General features: G+C 70.4%; 21 protein-coding genes. 9 read left to right on the plus strand and 12 right to left on the minus strand.

Annotated elements, in window-relative coordinates; genetic code table 11:
* Nucleotides 1–194 precede the first annotated feature (194 nt).
* From AC5L38_RS12395 to AC5L38_RS12405, 3 genes are all read right to left on the minus strand, one after another.
* The gene (locus AC5L38_RS12395) at nt 195–1,064 is read right to left on the minus strand and encodes a 1,4-dihydroxy-2-naphthoate polyprenyltransferase (protein WP_495242908.1); all 870 of its coding nucleotides are present in this window, start codon (nt 1,062–1,064) and stop codon (nt 195–197) included.
* A gap of 25 nt (nt 1,065–1,089) precedes the next feature.
* Nucleotides 1,090–1,701 carry a GNAT family N-acetyltransferase gene (locus AC5L38_RS12400; protein ID WP_389912422.1) on the minus strand — a complete coding sequence of 204 codons (612 nt, stop codon included), beginning with the start codon at nt 1,699–1,701 and terminating at the stop codon, nt 1,090–1,092.
* 132 nt (nt 1,702–1,833) lie between these two features.
* Nucleotides 1,834–2,397, minus strand: coding sequence for a CGNR zinc finger domain-containing protein (locus AC5L38_RS12405; protein WP_495242909.1), 564 nt, complete (start codon nt 2,395–2,397; stop codon nt 1,834–1,836).
* Between the two features lie 183 nt (nt 2,398–2,580).
* Between AC5L38_RS12405 and AC5L38_RS12410 the strand changes: the two genes are divergently transcribed.
* On the plus strand, nt 2,581–2,886 hold the full coding sequence (locus tag AC5L38_RS12410; RefSeq protein ID WP_495242910.1) for a hypothetical protein: 306 nt from the start codon (nt 2,581–2,583) through the stop codon (nt 2,884–2,886).
* A gap of 154 nt (nt 2,887–3,040) precedes the next feature.
* Here AC5L38_RS12410 and AC5L38_RS12415 read toward each other — a convergent pair whose 3' ends face one another.
* Nucleotides 3,041–4,447, minus strand: coding sequence for an aminotransferase-like domain-containing protein (locus tag AC5L38_RS12415; protein ID WP_495242911.1), 1,407 nt, complete (start codon nt 4,445–4,447; stop codon nt 3,041–3,043).
* A 22-nt stretch (nt 4,448–4,469) separates the two neighbouring features.
* On the opposite strand from AC5L38_RS12415, the gene AC5L38_RS12420 reads away from it, so the two are divergent.
* Nucleotides 4,470–5,444, plus strand: coding sequence for a DMT family transporter (locus AC5L38_RS12420; protein WP_495242912.1), 975 nt, complete (start codon nt 4,470–4,472; stop codon nt 5,442–5,444).
* Nucleotides 5,445–5,534: 90 nt separating this feature from the next.
* Nucleotides 5,535–6,557: a hypothetical protein gene (locus AC5L38_RS12425; RefSeq protein WP_495242913.1), complete on the plus strand. Its 1,023-nt coding sequence runs from the start codon at nt 5,535–5,537 to the stop codon at nt 6,555–6,557.
* A 75-nt stretch (nt 6,558–6,632) separates the two neighbouring features.
* Here the strand turns inward: AC5L38_RS12425 and AC5L38_RS12430 are convergent, their stop codons facing one another.
* On the minus strand, nt 6,633–6,842 hold the full coding sequence (locus AC5L38_RS12430) for a hypothetical protein (protein ID WP_495242914.1): 210 nt from the start codon (nt 6,840–6,842) through the stop codon (nt 6,633–6,635).
* Between the two features lie 284 nt (nt 6,843–7,126).
* Here AC5L38_RS12430 and AC5L38_RS12435 point away from each other — a divergent pair, with 284 nt between their 5' ends.
* The 3 genes from AC5L38_RS12435 (at nt 7,127) to AC5L38_RS12445 (ending at nt 9,668) form a co-directional block, all read left to right on the plus strand.
* Nucleotides 7,127–7,774 carry a YoaK family protein gene (locus AC5L38_RS12435; protein WP_495242915.1) on the plus strand — a complete coding sequence of 216 codons (648 nt, stop codon included), beginning with the start codon at nt 7,127–7,129 and terminating at the stop codon, nt 7,772–7,774.
* Between the two features lie 187 nt (nt 7,775–7,961).
* Nucleotides 7,962–8,438 carry a peroxiredoxin gene (locus AC5L38_RS12440; RefSeq protein ID WP_495242916.1) on the plus strand — a complete coding sequence of 159 codons (477 nt, stop codon included), beginning with the start codon at nt 7,962–7,964 and terminating at the stop codon, nt 8,436–8,438.
* 96 nt (nt 8,439–8,534) lie between these two features.
* Nucleotides 8,535–9,668 carry a hypothetical protein gene (locus tag AC5L38_RS12445; RefSeq protein WP_495242917.1) on the plus strand — a complete coding sequence of 378 codons (1,134 nt, stop codon included), beginning with the start codon at nt 8,535–8,537 and terminating at the stop codon, nt 9,666–9,668.
* A gap of 204 nt (nt 9,669–9,872) precedes the next feature.
* Here the strand turns inward: AC5L38_RS12445 and AC5L38_RS12450 are convergent, their stop codons facing one another.
* From AC5L38_RS12450 to AC5L38_RS12460, 3 genes are all read right to left on the minus strand, one after another.
* Nucleotides 9,873–10,172, minus strand: coding sequence for a GntR family transcriptional regulator (locus AC5L38_RS12450; protein ID WP_495242918.1), 300 nt, complete (start codon nt 10,170–10,172; stop codon nt 9,873–9,875).
* Between the two features lie 19 nt (nt 10,173–10,191).
* Entirely contained in the window at nt 10,192–10,368 is a 177-nt protein-coding gene (locus AC5L38_RS12455) for a GntR family transcriptional regulator (protein WP_495242919.1), read from the minus strand.
* A gap of 95 nt (nt 10,369–10,463) precedes the next feature.
* On the minus strand, nt 10,464–10,949 hold the full coding sequence (locus AC5L38_RS12460) for a GntR family transcriptional regulator (RefSeq protein ID WP_495242920.1): 486 nt from the start codon (nt 10,947–10,949) through the stop codon (nt 10,464–10,466).
* Between the two features lie 107 nt (nt 10,950–11,056).
* On the opposite strand from AC5L38_RS12460, the gene AC5L38_RS12465 reads away from it, so the two are divergent.
* A complete protein-coding gene (locus AC5L38_RS12465) occupies nt 11,057–11,380 on the plus strand; it encodes a hypothetical protein (protein WP_362677585.1) in 324 nt (107 codons plus the stop codon).
* A gap of 251 nt (nt 11,381–11,631) precedes the next feature.
* Here the strand turns inward: AC5L38_RS12465 and AC5L38_RS12470 are convergent, their stop codons facing one another.
* The 3 genes from AC5L38_RS12470 to AC5L38_RS12480 form a co-directional block, all read right to left on the minus strand.
* Nucleotides 11,632–12,288, minus strand: a complete 657-nt coding sequence (locus AC5L38_RS12470) for a JAB domain-containing protein (protein ID WP_495242921.1) — start codon at nt 12,286–12,288, stop codon at nt 11,632–11,634.
* Nucleotides 12,289–12,547: 259 nt separating this feature from the next.
* Complete coding sequence (locus tag AC5L38_RS12475) at nt 12,548–13,615, minus strand: glycerophosphodiester phosphodiesterase family protein (RefSeq protein WP_495242922.1); 1,068 nt, start codon at nt 13,613–13,615, stop codon at nt 12,548–12,550.
* A gap of 265 nt (nt 13,616–13,880) precedes the next feature.
* Nucleotides 13,881–14,603 (minus strand): GntR family transcriptional regulator, encoded by a 723-nt coding sequence (locus AC5L38_RS12480; RefSeq protein ID WP_495242923.1) that lies wholly within the window; start codon nt 14,601–14,603, stop codon nt 13,881–13,883.
* Between the two features lie 629 nt (nt 14,604–15,232).
* Between AC5L38_RS12480 and dapA the strand changes: the two genes are divergently transcribed.
* Both dapA and AC5L38_RS12490 read left to right on the plus strand, forming a co-directional pair.
* The gene (gene dapA / locus AC5L38_RS12485; RefSeq protein WP_495242924.1) at nt 15,233–16,159 is read left to right on the plus strand and encodes a 4-hydroxy-tetrahydrodipicolinate synthase; all 927 of its coding nucleotides are present in this window, start codon (nt 15,233–15,235) and stop codon (nt 16,157–16,159) included.
* A 164-nt stretch (nt 16,160–16,323) separates the two neighbouring features.
* A complete protein-coding gene (locus tag AC5L38_RS12490; protein WP_495242925.1) occupies nt 16,324–18,009 on the plus strand; it encodes a ribonuclease J in 1,686 nt (561 codons plus the stop codon).
* A gap of 202 nt (nt 18,010–18,211) precedes the next feature.
* Here the strand turns inward: AC5L38_RS12490 and AC5L38_RS12495 are convergent, their stop codons facing one another.
* Nucleotides 18,212–18,886 (minus strand): hypothetical protein, encoded by a 675-nt coding sequence (locus AC5L38_RS12495; RefSeq protein ID WP_495242926.1) that lies wholly within the window; start codon nt 18,884–18,886, stop codon nt 18,212–18,214.
* Nucleotides 18,887–18,987: the final 101 nt, after the last annotated feature.

Genomic DNA, 18,987 nt, shown 5'->3' on the forward strand with positions numbered 1-18,987 from the left:
GTGATCGGCGGGGCCGGAACCCGAGATCCGGGCGGGAATGGTCACGCGGCTTCCCGGTCGATGTCGTGATCTACCGGGAATCGGGCAGCCGGGCCTCGGCGGCGGACTCGGAGGTCGGGTTCAGGGAGCCGGGCTTGGAGTGGCTGGGCTTCAGAGTGGCTGGGCCAGGGGGCTGGGCTCGGAGAGCGCCAGGCTCAGAGGGCGAGGCCGATGGTGAGCAGCAGGCCGTACACGAGCTGGAAGCGGCCCGTCTGCTGGAGCGTGGCGATGAGCGCGGGACCGGTCGCGCCCGCCCGTACGGCCTTCACCGGGGGGACGGCGAGCGGGGCGGCGAGCAGCGCCAGCGCCGCGAACGGCTGCCACAGCGCCAGCACCGGCGCGATCACCAGGGGCAGGACCAGGCAGAGGGTGTAGAGGACGCGGGTGCGGCGGTCGCCGAGCACCACGGCCATGGTGCGCTTGCCCGCCGGTCCGTCGGTCACGATGTCGCGCAGGTTGTTGACCACGAGCATCGCGCAGGCCAGCAGGCCCGCGGGCACGGCCGCCGCCACCGCGAGCCAGGGCAGGTGTTCGAGCTGGACGTACGTGGTCCCCGCCACCGCCACCAGGCCGAAGAACACGAAGACCGAGACCTCGCCGAGCGCCCGGTAGCCGTACGGGCTGGAGCCGCCGGTGTAGAACCAGGCCGCGGCGATCGCCAGGGCCCCGACCAGCAGCAGCCACCAGGCCCCGGTGGCCACGACGAGCACCAGCCCGGCCACCGCGGCGGCCAGGAAGCAGGCGAGGGCCGCGGTGAGGACCTGGCGGGGTGAGGCGGCGCGCGAGCCGACCAGGCGCATCGGGCCGACCCGGTCCTCGTCGGTGCCGCGCACCCCGTCGCTGTAGTCGTTGGCGTAGTTGACGCCCACCTGAAGGGCGAGGGCCACGAACAGGGCCAGCAGGGCCCGCCACCACACCCCTCCGCCGTATCCGATCGCGACCCCGGTGCCTATGGCGACGGGGACGACGGCGGCGGGAAGGGTGCGCGGACGTGCTCCGGCGATCCACTGGCTCGGGGTGGCCATGGTGCTGCGGGGTTCCTCTCGGGTTCTAGCTGATGTCGGTCGCCAGGCGGATCATCCGCACCGTACGGCCCATGTCGATGACCCGCTCGGCCCCGTCGGCGCCCCACCCGGCGGACTCCAGGAAGCCGAGCACCGCGTAGTTGTCGGCGAAGACCCAGGTCACGATGGTGTGGTAGCCGTCGTCACGGAGGTAGTCGACCGTGGCGTTCAGCAGCCGGCTGCCGTGGCCGCGCCGGACGTGGTCGGGGTCGATCAGGAAGGTGAGCATCTCCCCGGCGGTGGTCGGGTCGAGGTCGGGGTCCTCGGCCGGGGCGTGTGAGGCCAGACCGGCGACCTTCTCCGCGCCCTGCAGCGCGGCCATCGCCTCGATGCCGCCGGGACCGAGCGCCGGGAAGGCGTCGGTGTCGAGGACGACCTGCTCCACGGCCACCAGCACGCGGTGCCGGCGGCTGGGCGGCGAGGTGATCGCGTCGTCCCACTGCTGGCGCCACATGTTCTCGGCCGCCGGGCCGGTCATCTGCTCCAGCGGTCCTTCGGGAAGGAAATCCCGGTAGCCGTACTTCCACGCGCGGATCTGGGTGCCCGTCACCGCGGCGACATCCTCGTGCCGAGCCGCCCGCACGCCTACGTCTGCCATCTCGGCCCGCTCCTTCTCTGCCGTCTGCCGTCGCCTCGGAACGCGCTGTCTCGTGGATCTCGTGCCACGCGAGCGGGCATCAGGCGGGTGGATCCGTGAGGCAGGCTCTTACACCGTATCGGGGAATCCGACTCAGAGATGACGTGAACCCGGCTCCATCTGCCGTCGGGCCCGATATGCCCTTGTCTTCGTGCGGTTGCCGCAGACCCTCATGGAACACCACGACCGCGAACGATTCTTGGACGAGTCGACGAACGCCCACTGGCAGGTGCTCTCGGTACAGACCTTCAGGCGCGGCCACATCCCCTCGGAACGGGCGCTCATCACGGCGGCGGCGATCCCGGCCAGCCCGCCGGGGACCCCCGTCGAGACCGGTTCGAGCACCGGCCCCCCGGCCGTCAGCGCGACACGCAGCGGGAGGGCGGCGAAGGGCCGCGACAGCCCGGTCTCAGGGGCGCCGTGTTCCGTGCCGGTCCCGGCGGGGCGGTCGTGGTTGTGGCGGAGGGCCTCGCGGAGGGCCTCGCGGAGATCGACGGCCGTCGCCAGGTCCCGCTCGTCGGCCGCGTCCTCCGGGCCGATCAGCTCTCGCCTGCTCAGCCAGGCAGTCAGCGCGGCGGGGGAGGGGATCGAGTCGCTCTCCTCCTCGACGTCGTACGTGTTCACGAAGTCGATCACCAGTTCGGAGGGGTCGTTCATGTCGTTCGCTCACCTCTTCCCTCTTCGCAACCACTGTACGTCATTAGGGGGTTGTGTTCGCTGCGACACCGTCATAGGTTGATAGGTGGTGTTCTAAGGAGGTTGTCGTGTGGTACCTGGCCTATCTCGCGTTCAAGGAGACCGGCAGGCGTGCGTCGTCCCCGTCGGATCGGAGGAGAGACCATGATCATGAGGGTGTGGAGAGGCTGGACCCGCGCCGAGGACGCCGCCGCCTATGAGAGCTACCTGCTGGCCACCGGATACGTCGGCTACACCTCGACCGAGGGCAACCGGGGGGTGTGCTTCACCCGCCGCGACGTGGGGGAGCGGGCCGAGTTCCTGCTGACCTCGCTCTGGGAGTCGTGGGAGGCGATCACGGCCTTCGCCGGGGACGATCCGTCGCGCGCCGTCTTCTACGACGAGGACGACCGCTTCCTGGTCGAGCGCGAGCTCACCGTCACCCACCACGAGGTCTTCGCGGCCACCTGACCGCCCTCTCGCGGGGGTTCGGGGGCAGGGGGCGTCCCCGGCCCCCCGCGAGAGGACGGCCGGAGTCGTGGTGTCACGTAAGGGACGGGTCAGGTTTCGACCCAGATCTTCAGGAGCTCCAGCTCCTTGGTCACGGTGTCACGTAGGGGACAGGTCAGGGGCGGTCGGGGGACTCCAGGGCCGTCGCCAGCCTGCGGACGCCCTCGACCAGCTCGGCCGTGTGGACGGCCGCCGAGTGGGTCACCCTGATGCGCGGCCCCGGCGGCTCGGCCGGGTAGTAGATGCGCCCGGGACTCACCAGCGCGCCCGCCCTCCCGGCCGCCTCCACCACGGCCTCCTCGTCCCGGTCCTCGGGGAGCCGTACCCACAGGTGCAGGCCGCCGCGGGGGACGAGGTGGATCCCGGCGCCGGGCACGCGGGCGGTCAGGGCGGCGGCGAGGGTGTCCCTGCGCAGCGCCAGCTCGGTGCCCAGCGCGGCCAGGTGGCGCCGCCAGGCGGGTGAGCCGACGAACTCCAGCGCCGTCTCCTGGAGCGGCCTGGCCACGAAGAACGACTCCACGAGCTGGCTCGCCCGGAGCCGCCGGGCGGCGGGGCCCCGGGCGACGACCCCGGCCACCCGCAGGCTCGGCGACAGGACCTTGGTCAGCGAGTTGACGTGCACGACCGTGCCGTGGGCGTCCAGCGCGACCATCGGCGGAGGTACGGGGGCGGTGGTGAAGTAGCGGGCGTAGTCGTCCTCGATCACGAACGCCCCGGCGGCACGGGCGATCGCCAGCACCTGCTCGCGCCGCTCCAGGGGCAGGGTCGCGCCGGTGGGGTTGTGCAGGGTCGGCTGGCAGAGGAAGACCCGCGCGCCGGTCACGGCGAACGCCTCCGCGAGGAGTTCGGGCCGTACCCCGTCGCGGTCCATGGGTACGGCCGTCGCGCGCAGCCCGGCGGCCCGCGCCGCCGCGAGCGCGCCCGGGTAGGTGGGGGTCTCGACGAGCACGGGCGTGCCGGGGGCCGCGAGGGCGCGGAAGGCGTGGACGAGCGCCGCCTGCCCGCCGCTGACGACCAGCACGTCCGACGGGGTGACGTCGCCGCCCAGCTCCTGGGCGAACCATCTGCGCAGCTCGGGGAGGCCGGTCAGCGGCGGCATCGCCCAGACGTCGGGGCGGCGCAGCGCCCGGGAGGCGGCGGCCGACAGGGCCCTGGAGGGGCGCAGCGCCGGGTTGAGGTAGCCGCCGGTGAGCGGGATGACTCCCTCGGGCGGCGAGGTGAGCAGGCCGCTGACCTCGCTGTCGTCCACCACCCGGTCGCCGAGCGCCACCGTCTGCCACGACATGTCGGCGCTGTCGGCGCCCCGCGTGATCGCCGGAGCCACGTAGGCCCCGCTGCCCGGCCTGGTGATCACTCGCCCCTCGGCGGTGAGCCTGCCGATCGCGCGCGACACGGTCACCGGGCTCACGTTGTGCAGCCGGACCAGCTCCCGGCTCGACGGCAGCCGGTCGCCCGGACGGAGCCGCGACACCTCATCACGGAGCGTGGCGGTGAGCCGGACGATACTGCTATCGTCGTTCATGAGTGAAAAGAGTAGCGCTATCGTGCCAAATCGGATAGCGGCGGGTACGGTCTCGCCGGTGCGGGTGGTGTCCCCGAGAGAGGCGCGGCACGACCGGCGGCCCGCCGGCGCGGTGCCGCCCGAGGCGCGCGGCAGGGCGTGGCGGGGCACCCTGCTGGCCGGGCTCGGGGTGCTGGCGTTCTCGGGGTCGTTCCCGGCGACGGTCTTCGCGATGGAGGGCTTCGACCCCTACCTGGTGGCGGTCGGCCGGGCCGCCGTCGCGGCCGTCGCGGCGGCGGCCTTCCTGCTCGCGGCCAGGGTGCCGCTGCTGCCGCCCAGGTCCCAGCTGCGGTCGTACGGGGTCATCGTGGCGGGTGTGGTGTTCGGCTTCCCCCTCTTCAGCGGCCTGGCGCTCCACGCCGGGGCCTCCACCTCGCACGCCGCCGTGGTGATCGGGCTGCTGCCCGCGGCCACCGCCGCCTGCGCGGTGCTGCGGGCGGGGGAGTGGCCCAGGGCGCTGTTCTGGGTGTCCTGCGGCCTCGGGGCCGTGTCGATCACCGCCTTCACCCTCAGCATGGGCGGCGGCCGCGTCACCGGGGCCGACCTGCTGCTCGTCGGCGCGCTGCTGTCGGCCGCGGTCGGCTACACCGAGGGCGGGCGCCTGGCCCGCGAGACCCCCGGCTGGCGGGTGATCTCCCACACCCTCGTCCTCGCCGCCCCGCTGACCGTCCCGATCGCCGTCGCGCTCGCGCTCACCACCGACCCGCTGCCCACCGCCGCCTCCCTGGCCGGATTCGCGTACGTCGGCCTGGTCTCGATGTTCCTCGGCTTCATCCCCTGGTACGCGGGCCTGGCCATGGGTGGCATCGCCCGCGCCGGGCAGACCCAGCTCGCCCAGCCGCTGCTGACGCTGCTGTGGGCCTGGCTGCTGCTCGGCGAGCTCTTCGGCCCGGTCACCATCGCGGCGGCGCTGGCCGTCCTCGCGTGCGTCGCCCTGACGCAGCGGGCCCGCTCCTGAGCCTGTGGGCGCGCCGGGCCCCGGGCGTCCTTGAAAGACGTGACATACGGGCGCAAGATGTGAAACGAAGCTGTCACAGGGGGTGCGGCCATGGCGGACCTGACGATTCCCGAGGGCGGTTTCTGGCCCGCCCCCGAGATCCCTCAGCCGAACATCTACCCGATGGAGTGGCGGGTCGAGACCGAGAAACTCGCCGCCATCTACGAGAAGTCCAAGCGTACGGTCTGGAACCCGGCCGACCTGCCCTGGGACGATCTGCGGGCGAGCGACTTCACCCACGAGCAGCGGCTCGGGATCATGTACTGGTTCTCGGTGCTCGCCAACTTCGACGCCTCGGGCCCGGCCGTCTTCGCCCGCGCCACCATCCAGGCGTTCGAGAAGCACGAGGAGGACCCGGTCAGGAAGTGCTTCTTCTCGATCACCCGTGACGAGATGAACCACGAGGAGTGCTGCCAGCGCACCATCGCCAAGCTCTGGCCGGGCGGGCCGCTCGACTGGACCCCGGCCGGCGACCTGGAGAAGGCCGCCCACAACAACATCGGCTGGCTCTACCACAACGGCGGCCGCTACTGGACGGGCTACAGCGGAGCCGTCGGCAGGTACAGCCTGCCGGTGCTGTTCACCAGCTTCATGATGGGGGAGATGGCCGCGTCCACCCTGTTCCGGGGGATGGCCACCGCGACCAGGCACCCCGTCTTCGGCGACATGTTCCACCGCATCGGCCGCGACGAGTCGCGCCACCTGCAGATCTGCATGACCATCCTGGAGAACGAGTGGCCGGGCCTCACCGACGACACCCGCTCCCTGATCACCCGCCAGCTGCGCGCGGGCTTCGTCTTCCTCTCCATGATCCTCTGGGAGCCTCCCGGCGGCTTCTGGGAGCTGCCGCCGTACTTCCTGCACAACCACCGCGTCCTGATGGACCACGCCCGCGACGCGGGCCTCGGCGTGCTCTCGTACGAGGAACAGGCCGACAACTGGCGGGTGGCCATGGCCAGGATCCGCGCCATCGTCGAACGCTGGGGCATCGAGTTCCCCGCCATCCCCGAACTCGACATCGACGGCGTCCGGGTCGACGCCCTCGACCCGGAGGACATCATCCCGGTGTTCTGAACGCCTGGCCGGTGGCACACGAAAGCCCCGGCCTTCCCCGGGCCGGGGCTCATTGCCGTCCGGACCTCGTACGGATCACGAGGCCACGTTCTCCGGTCGCGCGACGACACGGGCGAGCAGGTCGCGGATCTCGATCTGCCCGGCTTTGAGTTCGGCGATGTCACCTCGCATCACGGCGGTGTTCTTCTCGATGTTGCCGGTCGAACGTTCCAGCACGCCGAGACGGTTCTTGATCTCGGTGATATCGGCTTCGACGGTGTCGATCCGATCCTCGATGTACGGCATGCGACCAGGATAGGACGATCCTCCGCGAGCGTGAGGTCGACTTGGAAAGAAGCGTCGCGTCAACCACGTCCGAAGGTGAGAAGCCGGGTGAAAACGCTCCGAGCTGGGAAAATGCATCATGCGCTGGTAACCGCATGACCCCGGAGGACGGCAGATGTCCGATCAGCCCCATGACTCGCGGTGAGGGAGAAGACCCCTCGACACCCGTCGGCCCGCCTTCCGCGTCCGGTTCGATACGGACGCCTGGGACGAGGTCCGTCCAGCGGCGGAGTCATGTCGCTCTCGTGCTGCTGACGCTGGCGGCGGGGGCGACGGACGCGATCGCCTTTCTCGGGCTCGGCGGTGTCTTCACCGCGAACATGACCGGCAATCTCATCCTCTTCGCCCTGGCCGGCCGCGAGGACTGGGGGCTTCACGCGCTGCGGTCCGGACTCGCCTGCGTGGGGTTCTGCGTGGGCCTTCTCGTCGGCTTCACGATGCCGGGGCGGGAAAAGCGGAACGCGTTGTGGCCGTCGGCCGTCGTCAGGCTCCTGTGGGCCGGCCTGGCCCTCCAGGTCGCCTTCCTGTCCGGCTGGGCTCTCAGCGGGGGCGCACCCGGCCCGGAGGTGATCCTCGCGCTGATCGGGGCGGGATCCTGCGCCATGGGCATGCAGGCCGCCGCGGCCCGCAGGGTCAACCTCGCCGGCATCACGGCCACGTTCGTCACGGGCACCCTCACCTCGCTGTTCGAGACCTCGGCGTCGGGCTGGTCCACCGACAACCGGCGTCGCGCCGCCATCGTCGTCGCCCTCGTCCTCGGTGCCCTCTGCTCGTCCCTGCTCCTGCGTCTCGCGCCGCCCTGGGCCGGTGTGGCCGCCCCGGTCTTCACACTTCTCGCGCTCGCCGTCGTGCACCCGCACGTGCGCAGAGGGCGGGGCCGGAGCGGGGACTGAGGGGGCAGCAGTGATTCGTGGGGTTTCTGAGGGATGAGAACGGATATTCCAGGGTGGGTCGGTTATGGGCCTGTCGCTTGGCCGGTGAATCGCTTAGAAATGAGGTTGGGACTCCGACTTCCACTCTCGCCCGATCGCGACGGCCAGGGGCGAGCGGAGATCCTCCGATGACATAAGGAGATGACTCGTGGGCGTGAGCCTCTCGGTGGGAGATGCGGTCGAGGACTTCGAGCTCCTCGACGAGACGGGCACGCGGAGGCGGCTCAGTGAGTTCCTGGCCAAGGGGCCGGTGGTGCTCTTCTTCTATCCGGCGGCCATGACCTCCGGATGCACGGCCGAGAGCTGCCACTTCCGCGACCTGGCGGCCGACTTCGCCGCCGTGGGGGCGACCAGGATCGGGATCAGCCGCGACCGGGTCGACCGTCAGGCGAAGTTCGCCCAGGTCAACCAATTGGGCTATCCCCTGCTCTCCGACCCCGACGGCACCGTCGCCCGGCGCTTCGGCGTCCGCCGCGCCGTCGCGGTGGGCCCCTTCCTCACCCGCCGGATGACCTTCGTCATCGACGTGGACCGCCGCGTCCTGGAAGTGATCCACAGCGAGAGCTCCATGGAGGCCCACGCCGACCGGGCACTGGAAGCCCTCCGCTCCCGCCCGCACCCGTGACCGGAGCGCGCGAAAGCCCCCTGACGCTCCGGCGGCACTTCGTGATCTCCCATGTTGAGGTCCCGCGAACACGGGTGTCGCACGAAGATCTGAGTCATGAGCAATGAATCGGGATGGCGGATAGCGCTCTCCGCTCTGTTGATCGCGGGCCTGCTGACGGGAGACGCGTCGGGCCGGGGCGGCCCGGCCGACGTGCAGCGGATCGGTGAGCTGACCTCCCGCTGGCACCTGAGACACGCGGCCGAACCCGCGGCGGCCGGCACCACGCACCGGGTCGTTCCCCTCGCGGGAAACCAGGCATGGCTGTTCGTCACCGACGAAGGGCGCCCCGGCACGTCGTTGCTGCACTGGAACACCTCCGGCTGGAATCCCGTCGGCAGCCTGCCCGGCCAACTGAAAAAGGCCGGATACATCGACGTCGGCGCCTCCGCGTCCGGCGACGCGGTGTTGGTGATCAACCACGTGCCGAACGAATGGGATGATTCGACCCAGCACCTCTGGCAGTTCTCCGGTGGCCGCTGGACGCATCATCGTCCCCGCCACCTGGACTGGACCGGCGACTTCGCCGTCGTCGACGAGAACGACGTATGGCTCGCGCAGGGAGGCGGCCCCGAGGGACCTCCTCCGGACATGGCTCATTGGGACGGCACGGATCTGCGCCGGAAAACACCCCCGGAGGCGACGGACCTGGTCATGGTGGCGGTCGGCCCCGACGACGTGTGGGTGGTCGACGACAGGGGCTGGCCCAGAACGCTGCACTGGGACGGCGAGCGATGGAGCGTGACCCCACTACCGTGCACTCCGGCTCTCACCCGGCCCGGTTGCCATGGACGTCCCTTCCTCGGCCGGTTGAGCGGTCTGGCGGCGGGGCCGGGGAACGACGCGTGGGCGGTCGGCCCCGGTTGGGCCGACGGTGCCCGTCCGGTCGTCCTCCACTGGAACGGCGCGGCGTGGAACCAGGTGAGACTCGATGTGGACCACCACACAGGACTGACGGCTGTGCGCACCGACCCCGTCGGCGGTGTGTGGATCGCCGCCAATCCCGCCGACGGAACGCCCTACGTGCTCAACCTGCGCGACGGCGAATGGAGGAGGTCTGCTCTTCCGCGAGGCGATCCGCCCGCCCGCATCGTGGACATCGCTCCGGCGCCCGGCACCACCCACCTGTGGGTCCACGCCCAGCACGGCGACGGCCCCGGGAAAACGTCCCTGGTCTACGAACTCCGATGACGCCCGGCCGGGTCCGGTGACCAGCGGCCCGCGCTTCGGCGCCCGCCGTGGCCGGCGCGGTGGGTTCGTTCTCCTCACCCGCCGGATGACCTTCGTCATCGACGTGGACCGCCGTCTCCTGGAAGTGATCCACAGCGAGTCCTCCATGGAGGCCCACGCCGACCGAGCCCTCGAAGCCCTCCGCTCCCGCCCCCACCCCTGACTTCAGGGGCTCTCCTGCTCCCGGGGCCATTTCTCGGGCTGTGACACGTAGGTGCCGCGTTGAGGGACGGTGTAGACCCATCCCTGTTCCCTCAGGACAGCGATCGCGCGACGAACCGTCTCCCGGGCGACGTTGTGTTGCTTCGTCAAAGTGCTTTCACTTGGAAGCGGACGACGTGGTTTGAACTCGCCTTGGCGGATGCGGTCGAGCAAATCGTTCGCGACATTCCGGTAGCGAGGGGTTTTCCGTGGTCGGCGGTGTACTTCGCCCGGTAAGCCGACAAATGTGCCGTGACCCTGCACGGTATGGACGAGACCGTCATCACGGAGGAGCTTGACGGCTCGTCGAGCCGTGGTCCTGGCAATAACCGAACTCGTCTTGGAGATCTGCCTCGCTCGGCACGGGATCGCCCGGCGACAGACGCCCGTTCGCGATGGACAGTCGTATGAGCTCGGCCAATTGAACGTAGAGGTGGGTGTCACCCTCGTGATCCAGCACGGCCATACGCTAGTTCGAGAAACTGAGCGGGGTGACCGATGTAACCAGGCGCTATGAGTGCTAGACCTACAGAGATGAGTTTGTGGGCAAAGTTGTTACTTTGTCGCCTCGGGCCAGTCTTCGACAGGCGTCACGTATGTGCCGCGATACGACACGGTGAAGACCCATCCCTGGTCGCGCAGGAACGCCATCGCCTGGCGCACGGTGGCCTTGGCGACACCATGCTTCTGCATGAGTTCTTTCTCGCTGGGCACCCGCCGGTTCGGGCGTAGCTCGCCCGCCTGGATCTGACGCCGTATATTGGCTGCGATCTGCTGATATACGGGGATCTGGTCCTCCGGCCGTGGAGTTCCGGGCTCCCCGACGAAGGTTCCTTCTCCCTGGACCGTGTATGCCAGGCCCTGCTCGCGCAACTCCCTCGCGACGCGACGTGCCGTCGTCCTGGCGATGCCGTACTCGACTTCGAGTTCCGTCTCGCTGGGCACGGCCTCACCAAGGCCGAGATCGCCCGTCTCGATACGCGCACGGATCATCTCGGCGACCTGTTTGTAAACCGGGACGGGGCCTTCGCGGTCAAGCATGCCCGCATCATAGACCGTAAGGTACGTATACCCACAAACTAGACACCTGCTCAACCAATGCATAGGTGTTCTAGACCACTAGTGAGCGCATGAACTATGGTTGTTCGGTGAGCACGTGGGGGATGGGAGTCCTCGTGGTGGCGGGGGTGCCGGTCGGGCGGCATCACGGGCATCACGCGGCGCCGTTGCAGGTGGGTTACGAGCCGATCGACTGGAGGCCCGAGCGGCCGAGGGCCGACCGGTCGCGGATCAAGGAGCACACCTGTGACTGCCTGCCCACCTTCTACGAGCTCTGTCAGGCGGGCGGGCTGATGTTCGTACGGCGAACGGAACGGGCGAGAAAGGGAGTGGTCGTGCACGAGTCGCCCTGGGTGGTCGCCAAGCGGACACAGGAGTTGTGGCTTCGGCTCCTGATGGGCGCCGCCCACTGACGATCGGGCGCCGGGAGGGGGACGACCCCGGACCGGCGCCCGCGAAGAGCCCCCGACCCCCTGAAGGAGGCCATGTCGTCCAGGGAGGTCGGGCGGTGGTCCCGCATCGGTCGGAGGGTCCGGTGCGGGACCGCCGGACAGCGGCCCGGCAGGCGTCCCTTCCCACACTCACCTGCCGGGCTCCGTCTCTCGTCACGGGCTCTCCTGTCACGCGGGAACGCGTCGGGTCTCACGCGGGAACGCGTCGGGTCTCACGGGGGGACGCGGCGCCAGGCGGTGTCGGTGACGACGAGGTGGTCGAGGAAACGCAGGCCGACGGTCTCGGCGGCGTCGCGCAGGCGGGCGGTGACCTCCAGGTCCGCCGGGCTGGCGTCGAGGGAGCCGCTGGGATGGTTGTGGGCCAGGCCGAAGGAGGAGCCGCCGGAGGTGAGGACGGTGCTCATGATCTCGCGGACCGGGGCGGGCGCGTGGTCGCTGCCGCCCTCGCTCACGATCGCCCTGCGGGTCACCGCGCCGCTCGGGTCGCACACCACGACCACCACCCGCTCGTGGCTGAGGCCGCGCAGGAGCGGGGCCGCCACGGCGGCCAGGTCCCCGGAGCAGGTGACGCGGCGGCGTTCGGGCTCCGCCTGCGCCTGCCGTACGAGATGGAAGGCGGCGATGACCCGGGCGGCCTTCGCGGGGCCGATGCCGGGCACCCGCATCAGGCGGTGGGCGTCGGAGCGGGCCAGGCCGTGCAGGTCGCCGCAGTGGGCGATCAGGTGGGAGGCGAGCTCCATCGCGTTGGTGCCCCGGCTGCCGGAGCCGATCAGCAGGGCGAGCAGCTCCCGGTCGGCCAGCGCGGTCGCCCCGCCGGCCAGGAGGCGCTCGCGCGGCTGGTCGTTGGCGGGCATGTCCTTGACGCGCAATCGGCACCTCCGGCTCGGGAAACCAGGTCGGTTCTACCAGGTGGCGCCGACATTCCGGCCGGACGGCGAGAGGGCGGGCGGCGGTCCCGCATCGGTCGGAGGGGACCGGCGCGGGACCGCCGTACAGCGGCCCGGGGAGCGTCTCCTTTCCGCAAGCGCCCCGCCCACCCGGCACCAGGAGGGGCGGTGTGGTCGCGAGACCGGCGCGGTGCCCCGGTCGGGACGGCCTGGAAGCCGGCGCGGGAACCCCGGCCGGGGGCTACCTGAGGGAGTACTGCCGGGGGAGCTTGAACCCGCGCTCCGACATCACCTTCCGCAGGCGGTCGGGGTAGTCGGTGATGATGCCGTCGACGCCGTCGTCGATGAGCTTGTTCAGCGTCGGCTCGTCGTCGACGGTCCACGGGATCACCTTGATGCCGAGGCGGTGCGCCTGGTCGACCATCTCCTTGGTGACGTAGGGCTGGTAGCCGGGGTCGGTGATCTTCCCGTTCTGCGGGGTGCCGTGCACGGGGGAGAAGGCGGTCGCGCCGAAGGACTTGATCGCCATGAGCGGGTCGCCGCCGAAGTCGTCGATGTCGATCCCGCCGAGCCAGGGGGACGCGCCGGGCTGTCCGGTCTGGAGGAAGTCCTTGTTGGTCAGGGCGACGAGAGGCAGCTTCCGGTCGACCTGGCGCATCCGCATCAGGGAGCCCCAGTCGAAGCTCTGGATCGTGACCTGGCGCCGCATCCCGGCCTTGCGGATCTCGGCCGCGGTGACCTGGACGAACTGCTCCCTGGGGGCCGTCTGCTGCGGCGCCCCGGCCTCGACCTTGGTCTCGACGTTGAGCATGACGTCGTGCGCGTGGTAGCGCTTGACCAGGTCGAACACCTCGCTCAGCAGGGGCATCCGGGCTCCGGGGGACGGCCGCTGGCCGGGGAACTCCGGCAGCGTCTGGCTGCCGCAGTCCATGGTCCTGACCTGCGCCAGGGTCAGCGTGTTGATGAACTTGCCGACATAGGGGAACTCGGGGTCGCCGTCGGACGCGGGGGCGGTGTCCCGGCACTTCTTGCCGTTGATCTGCCGGTCGTGGGTCACGACCGCCTTGCCGTCCTCGGTGATCTGCACGTCGAGTTCGAGCGTGCTGACCCCGAGCTCCAGCCCGTTGGCGAACGAGGCGAGGGTGCTCTCCACGACCAGTCCCAGCCCGCCCCGGTGGGCCTGCAGGTCGAAGGCGCGGCGGTGGTGCCTGTCGCCATCGCCGTCCCCGTCGGCGAACGCCGTCCCGGACAGTGTCCCCATCGCGACACCGATCGTCGCGATCACTGCGGCCGCACGCCATCTACGCATCTGTTGTCCCTCTTCGTGGCTGATCTGTCAGGTGACCGGATCATGGTCAGTCACACGTGAGGCCAGAGGGGATATTGGGGCTGAAGAGAGTTTTAAAGCTTTATGACCGTTTCCTCGCCGGGGTGACGGCCTCCGGGGCGCCGCGACGGGTGGCACGCGGGTGGCACGCGGGTGGCCGCGCCACGAGCGCTACGAGAGGGGGAGGATCCGCCCCCGGCCGTGCGGGCCTTCGGGCCGGGGCGTCAGGGTGTGGGGGAAAGCGGTGTCAGGGGTGCAGGGGGTGGGTGTAGACGAGGCGGAAGCGGTCGCCGGGGATGACGATGTCGCTGGTCTCCACCGGGCGGTCTCCGGCCCAGTGGGTGCGCTCGACGTGCAGGACCTGCACGCCCGCGGGCAGGGCGAGGGCGTCGCTCTCGGCCGGTTGCGGGACGCGGGTGTAGACCTGCTCGACGATCTCGGTGACCTTGACGCCGATGGCCGACAGGCGGGCGATCAGGCTCCGGGGACTCTCCTCGGCGGTCTCGCCGAACTCGGCGGGCTCGTAGGAGGTGGCCAGCTGGATCGGCTTGCCGTCACCGCGGAAGACGTACTGGGTGCGGGTGACGGGGGCCGACTCGTCCAGCCGGAGGCGGTGGGCGATGTCCGGGGTGGCTCCGGCGGGCTCGGCCCGCCAGTCCCAGGTGGCCCGGGTGCCCTGCGACTGGATGTCGGCGCCGAAGGGGGCGTGGTGGTCGTGGAAACGCCATCGGTGCAGGGGGAGCAGCACCGGCCGTTCTCGTACGTAGTGACCGGAACCGACACGGCCGACGATCAGGCCCTCGGCGACGAGTACGCGCAGCGCGTGCCGGGCGGCCGTCTCGCCCACGCCGTATTTTCTGGTCAGCTGGGCGCGCGAGGGGATCGAGGCGCCGGGGAGAAGGGAGCCGTCGACGATCTGGCGCCGGATGTCGGCGACGACGCGCAGGTAGACAGGATCGGAGCTTGCCACGTGTCCATCCCTGGGGGTCTGGGGCGTTGTCCCATCCTGTCGTATTCAATGCACAACGCAGGGTAATGGCTCCGATTTGGAGCTCCAACTTTACCGCCGCTCCCAGAAGTGGCCAAAAATATCTCAGAGACCCTGTAACGCCCGCGTAAGGAGCACCGATTCAACGGTAGAGGTCGTCGATGTGTGTACCCCCGAGCACATATCGGCGGCCTCTTTCTCGTTCAAGGATGCCTTTGCCGTTGATAAAACGGACAAAGTTCTAGTTATTTCACGTAACCGGGCGCAGGCTCGGTGGATGTCGTTTTCCGGCCGCCTCGCTCCCTCGACGATGGCCGGCCTCCCCTTTTCGGCCTCCGGCGGAGACCGTCCGGACCCGCGTCCCGGTGACCCCGGCCGTCCCGCCCGCCCGTGACGCCCTGCCCGGTCGCCGTTCCGTGCCCTCGCGTGGCGACCTGGGACGGCCCTCGGAGGGCTCCGGCCGGGGTCCGTCGCCGCGGCGGTGTATATCCGCGTGTACGGTGTGCAGCGGGCACCTCGGGGGGATGTTCACTCTTGGGCCCATCGGTGGACGGAGGTTAGGCGGGGTGGCGGGGTCCACCGTTTCAGCGGATCCAGGTAGCGTTCGGTCTATGGCAGCGCCAACTGGAACCTCCGACGCCCCCTTCGGCCGCATGCTGACCGCGATGGTCACACCGTTCACGAGTGACGGAGCGGTCGACTACGAGACAGCGGGGCGCATCGCCACCTACCTGGTGGACGAGCAGCGTAACGACGGAATCGTCGTGAGCGGTACGACGGGGGAGTCCCCGACGACCACCGACGACGAGAAGGAGCGCCTCGTGCGCGCCGTCGTCGAGGCGGTCGGCGACCGCGCCACGGTCGTCGCCGGAGCCGGGACCTACGACACCCACCACAGCGTGGGGCTGGCCAAAGCCGCCGAGCGCGCCGGAGCCCACGGTCTCCTGCTGGTGACGCCGTACTACAGCAAGCCCCCCCAGGAAGGGATCTACCGCCACTTCACCACGGTGGCGGACGCGACGGCCCTGCCGGTGATGCTCTACGACATCCCCGGCCGGAGCGGCGTGCCGATCCAGGGCGAGACGCTGGCGCGGCTCGCCGGGCACGAGCGGATCGTCGCGGTGAAGGACGCCAAGGCCGACCTGTTCGAGGGGTCGCAGGTCATCGCGTCCACCGGCCTGGCCTACTACTCGGGTGACGACACGCTCAACCTGCCCTGGCTCTCGGTGGGGGCCGTGGGGTGCGTCAGCGTGATCGGCCACGTCGTGGGCGCGGAGATCGCCGCGATGATCGAGGCGTACCACGCAGGAGACGTCGCGGGCGCGCTCGCCGTCCACCGCAGGCTGCTCCCCGTGGTCTCCGCGATCATGATGCAGGCCGGTGGAGCGATCATGGCGAAGGCGGCGTTGTCCCTGGTCGGACAGCCCGCGGGGCCGATGAGGCCGCCCCTCGTGGAGGCGACCCGGGAGCAGCTCGCGAAGCTGCGCGAAGACTTGATCGCGGGCGGTGTGAAGCTGTCCGACGAAGTTGTGACATGAGTTAAAACACCGCGGCCCTCACCGGCCGCATTCGGGAGGAACGAGAGTTTGCGAGAAAGAAGACACAACGGTCCGCTGGGGGACGGAGTGCTCGGCGAGGGAGTAGTCCTGCTGCCCACGAGGGCCTCCGTCGCATGTGAGACCTCTGAGAGAGGTGTGGCCGGATGAGTCACCCCCACCCCGAACTCGGGCTGCCGCCCGCGCTGCCCGAGGGTGCCCTGCGCATCGTCGCGCTGGGCGGTCTCGGCGAGATCGGCCGCAACATGGCCGTGTTCGAGTACGAAGGCCGTCTGCTGATCGTCGACTGCGGGGTGCTGTTCCCCGAGCCCGACCAGCCCGGCATCGACCTGATCCTGCCCGACTTCGAATACATCCGGGACCGCCTGGACGACGTCGAGGCGGTGGTCCTGACCCACGCGCACGAGGACCACATCGGTGCCGTGCCCTACCTGCTGCGCGAGCGCCGCGACATCCCGATCGTGGGATCCAAGCTGACGCTGGCGCTGATTGAGGCCAAGCTCACCGAGCACCGCATCCAGCCGACCAAGCGCGAGGTCGTGGAGGGGGAGCGGCACCGGTTCGGGCCGTTCGAGTGCGAGTTCCTCGCCGTCAACCACTCCATCCCCGACGCGCTGGCCGTCGCGATCAGGACGCCTGCGGGCATCGTCCTGCACACCGGCGACTTCAGGATGGACCAGCTGCCCAGCGACGGGCGGCTGACCGACCTGGGCGGGTTCGCCAGGCTCGGCGCCGAGGGCGTCGACCTGCTGATGTCCGACTCGACCAACGCCGAGGTGCCGGGCTTCGTCACCAGCGAGCGGGAGATCGCGCCGGTCATCGACGAGGTCGTCCGCACCGCGAGCAAGCGCGTGATCGTGGCGAGCTTCGCCTCCCACATCCACCGCGTCCAGCAGGTCATCGACTCGGCGGAGAAGCACGGCCGCAAGGTCGCGCTGGTCGGGCGCTCGATGGTGCGCAACATGGGCGTCGCCCGCGACCTGGGCTACCTGAGGGTCTCGCCGGGCCTGATCGTCGACGCCAAGGAGATCGAGGGCTGGCCGCCGGAGGACGTGGTGCTGATCTGCACCGGGTCCCAGGGCGAGCCGATGGCGGCGCTGTCGCGCATGGCCAACCGCGACCACCCGATCCGCATCGCCGAGGGCGACACGGTCCTGCTGGCCTCCTCGCTGGTGCCGGGCAACGAGACCGCGGTCAACAACGTGATCAACGGGTTGTCGCGCTGGGGCGCCCGCGTGGTCCACAAGGGCAACGCGAAGGTGCACGTCTCCGGGCACGCCGCCGCCGGCGAGCTGCTGTACGTGCTCAACCTGACGCGGCCGTCCAACTTCATGCCGGTGCACGGCGAGTGGCGTCACCTGCGGGCGCACGCCAAGCTGGCCGCGCTGACCGGGGTGCCGGACGACCACATCGTGATCGCCGAGGACGGCGTCGTGGTGGACCTGGTCGACGGCCGGGCCAAGATCGTGGGCGCGGTTCCCGCCGGGTACGTCTACGTGGACGGCACCTCGGTGGGCGACGTCACCGACTTCGCGCTGAAGGACCGTCGCATCCTGGGCGAGGAGGGCTTCATCTCCATCGTCATCGTGGTCGACACCGCCACCGGCAAGCTCGCCGGGGGCCCGGAGATCCACGCCAGGGGATCCGGCATCGACCCGGCCATGTTCGACGACATCCTGCCGCAGGTCGAGAGGGCCCTGCAGGACAACGCGGCCGACGGGGTGGTGGACATCCAGCAGGTCCGCCGCGTGGTCCGCAGGACCGTGGGGCGCTGGGTGAGCGACACCTACCGCCGCCGCCCGATGATCATCCCCGTGGTGGTCGAGGTCTGACCCCCGCACCGTACGGCGGCTTCACCGGCCGCCGTACGGGCCACCGGGCGCCCGGATCCTCCGCCCTGCCGCGCCCGCCGCCGTACGGGCTGCGGGCGCCGGCGCCGGCCTTCCGGGCCTTCCCCACATAAGGCCCTTCTCGCGCAAGGCCCTTCCCACGCAAGGCCCTTCTCGCGATGTCCGGCGGGTTTTCCCGTGGCGGTCAGCAGACGCCGCGCAGGGAGCAGACCTTGGCCGCCATCTTCCTGGCGTCCCCCAGCTGCTTGGTGAAGTCGGAGCCGCGCACCTTGCCGTACTCGCCCGCCAGCAGGTAGATCGCGACGGCCCGGCCCTCGCGGACGACGACGGCCCGCTGCCCGCCGATGACCGGACGCACGCCCTTGGCGTCGTAGCCCTGGAGGGCGATCCGCACGGCCCGGTCCCCGGCCCTGACGGGTTCGGCCCAGGTCTTGGTGACCGTGCCCTCGGACTTGACGCGGGCGCACCGCTCGACCTGCGCGAGGAGCCCGGCCAGCGCCCTGCGCGCGGCGGCCGTGGAGCGGTAGATCACCAGCTGCTCGCCGGAGTGGTACTCGGGGGCCTGGTAGTCGACGGTCCGCATGGCCACCCGGTCGCGGTCGGCGGGGCGGCGCAGGCCGCACGGGTTGATCTCCAGGTTCGCGCCCAGCCTGCCGCTGATGGTCCACTTCTCCTCGCCCGGATACCTCACCGGCTTGCGGGCCTGGGGCTCGTGCAGCAGGAAGTTCCTCGGGATCCCCGCGGTGGTCTTTCCCGCCCCGTCCGTCTCGGCGAGGGCGGTGCCGCCCATGAGGGCGGTCGCGAGGAGCGTGCCCGCGACCGTGCCCGCCGCCACCAGCCGGATCGTCGTGCGTGCCATGCCGGTCGTCATCTTTGTTCCCCGTCCGTTTGGAAATGCTCCATATGTGAGACCCGGTTCCGGCGGGAAAGGTTCTCACTCCGGCGATCGTTTTCCGGGCG

Source organism: Streptosporangium nanhuense, from assembly GCF_059358815.1.

Bases quoted from the DNA above. Each gene is read 5' to 3' on its own strand.
- AC5L38_RS12395 (WP_495242908.1), bottom strand. From the start codon at position 1,064: ATGGCCACCCCGAGCCAGTGGATCGCCGGAGCACGTCCGCGCACCCTT.
- AC5L38_RS12400 (WP_389912422.1), bottom strand. From the start codon at position 1,701: ATGGCAGACGTAGGCGTGCGGGCGGCTCGGCACGAGGATGTCGCCGCG.
- AC5L38_RS12405 (WP_495242909.1), bottom strand. From the start codon at position 2,397: ATGAACGACCCCTCCGAACTGGTGATCGACTTCGTGAACACGTACGAC.
- AC5L38_RS12410 (WP_495242910.1), top strand. From the start codon at position 2,581: ATGATCATGAGGGTGTGGAGAGGCTGGACCCGCGCCGAGGACGCCGCC.
- AC5L38_RS12415 (WP_495242911.1), bottom strand. From the start codon at position 4,447: ATGAACGACGATAGCAGTATCGTCCGGCTCACCGCCACGCTCCGTGAT.
- AC5L38_RS12425 (WP_495242913.1), top strand. From the start codon at position 5,535: ATGGCGGACCTGACGATTCCCGAGGGCGGTTTCTGGCCCGCCCCCGAG.
- AC5L38_RS12430 (WP_495242914.1), bottom strand. From the start codon at position 6,842: ATGCCGTACATCGAGGATCGGATCGACACCGTCGAAGCCGATATCACC.
- AC5L38_RS12445 (WP_495242917.1), top strand. From the start codon at position 8,535: ATGAGCAATGAATCGGGATGGCGGATAGCGCTCTCCGCTCTGTTGATC.
- AC5L38_RS12460 (WP_495242920.1), bottom strand. From the start codon at position 10,949: ATGCTTGACCGCGAAGGCCCCGTCCCGGTTTACAAACAGGTCGCCGAG.
- AC5L38_RS12475 (WP_495242922.1), bottom strand. From the start codon at position 13,615: ATGCGTAGATGGCGTGCGGCCGCAGTGATCGCGACGATCGGTGTCGCG.
- dapA (WP_495242924.1), top strand. From the start codon at position 15,233: ATGGCAGCGCCAACTGGAACCTCCGACGCCCCCTTCGGCCGCATGCTG.
- AC5L38_RS12490 (WP_495242925.1), top strand. From the start codon at position 16,324: ATGAGTCACCCCCACCCCGAACTCGGGCTGCCGCCCGCGCTGCCCGAG.
- AC5L38_RS12495 (WP_495242926.1), bottom strand. From the start codon at position 18,886: ATGGCACGCACGACGATCCGGCTGGTGGCGGCGGGCACGGTCGCGGGC.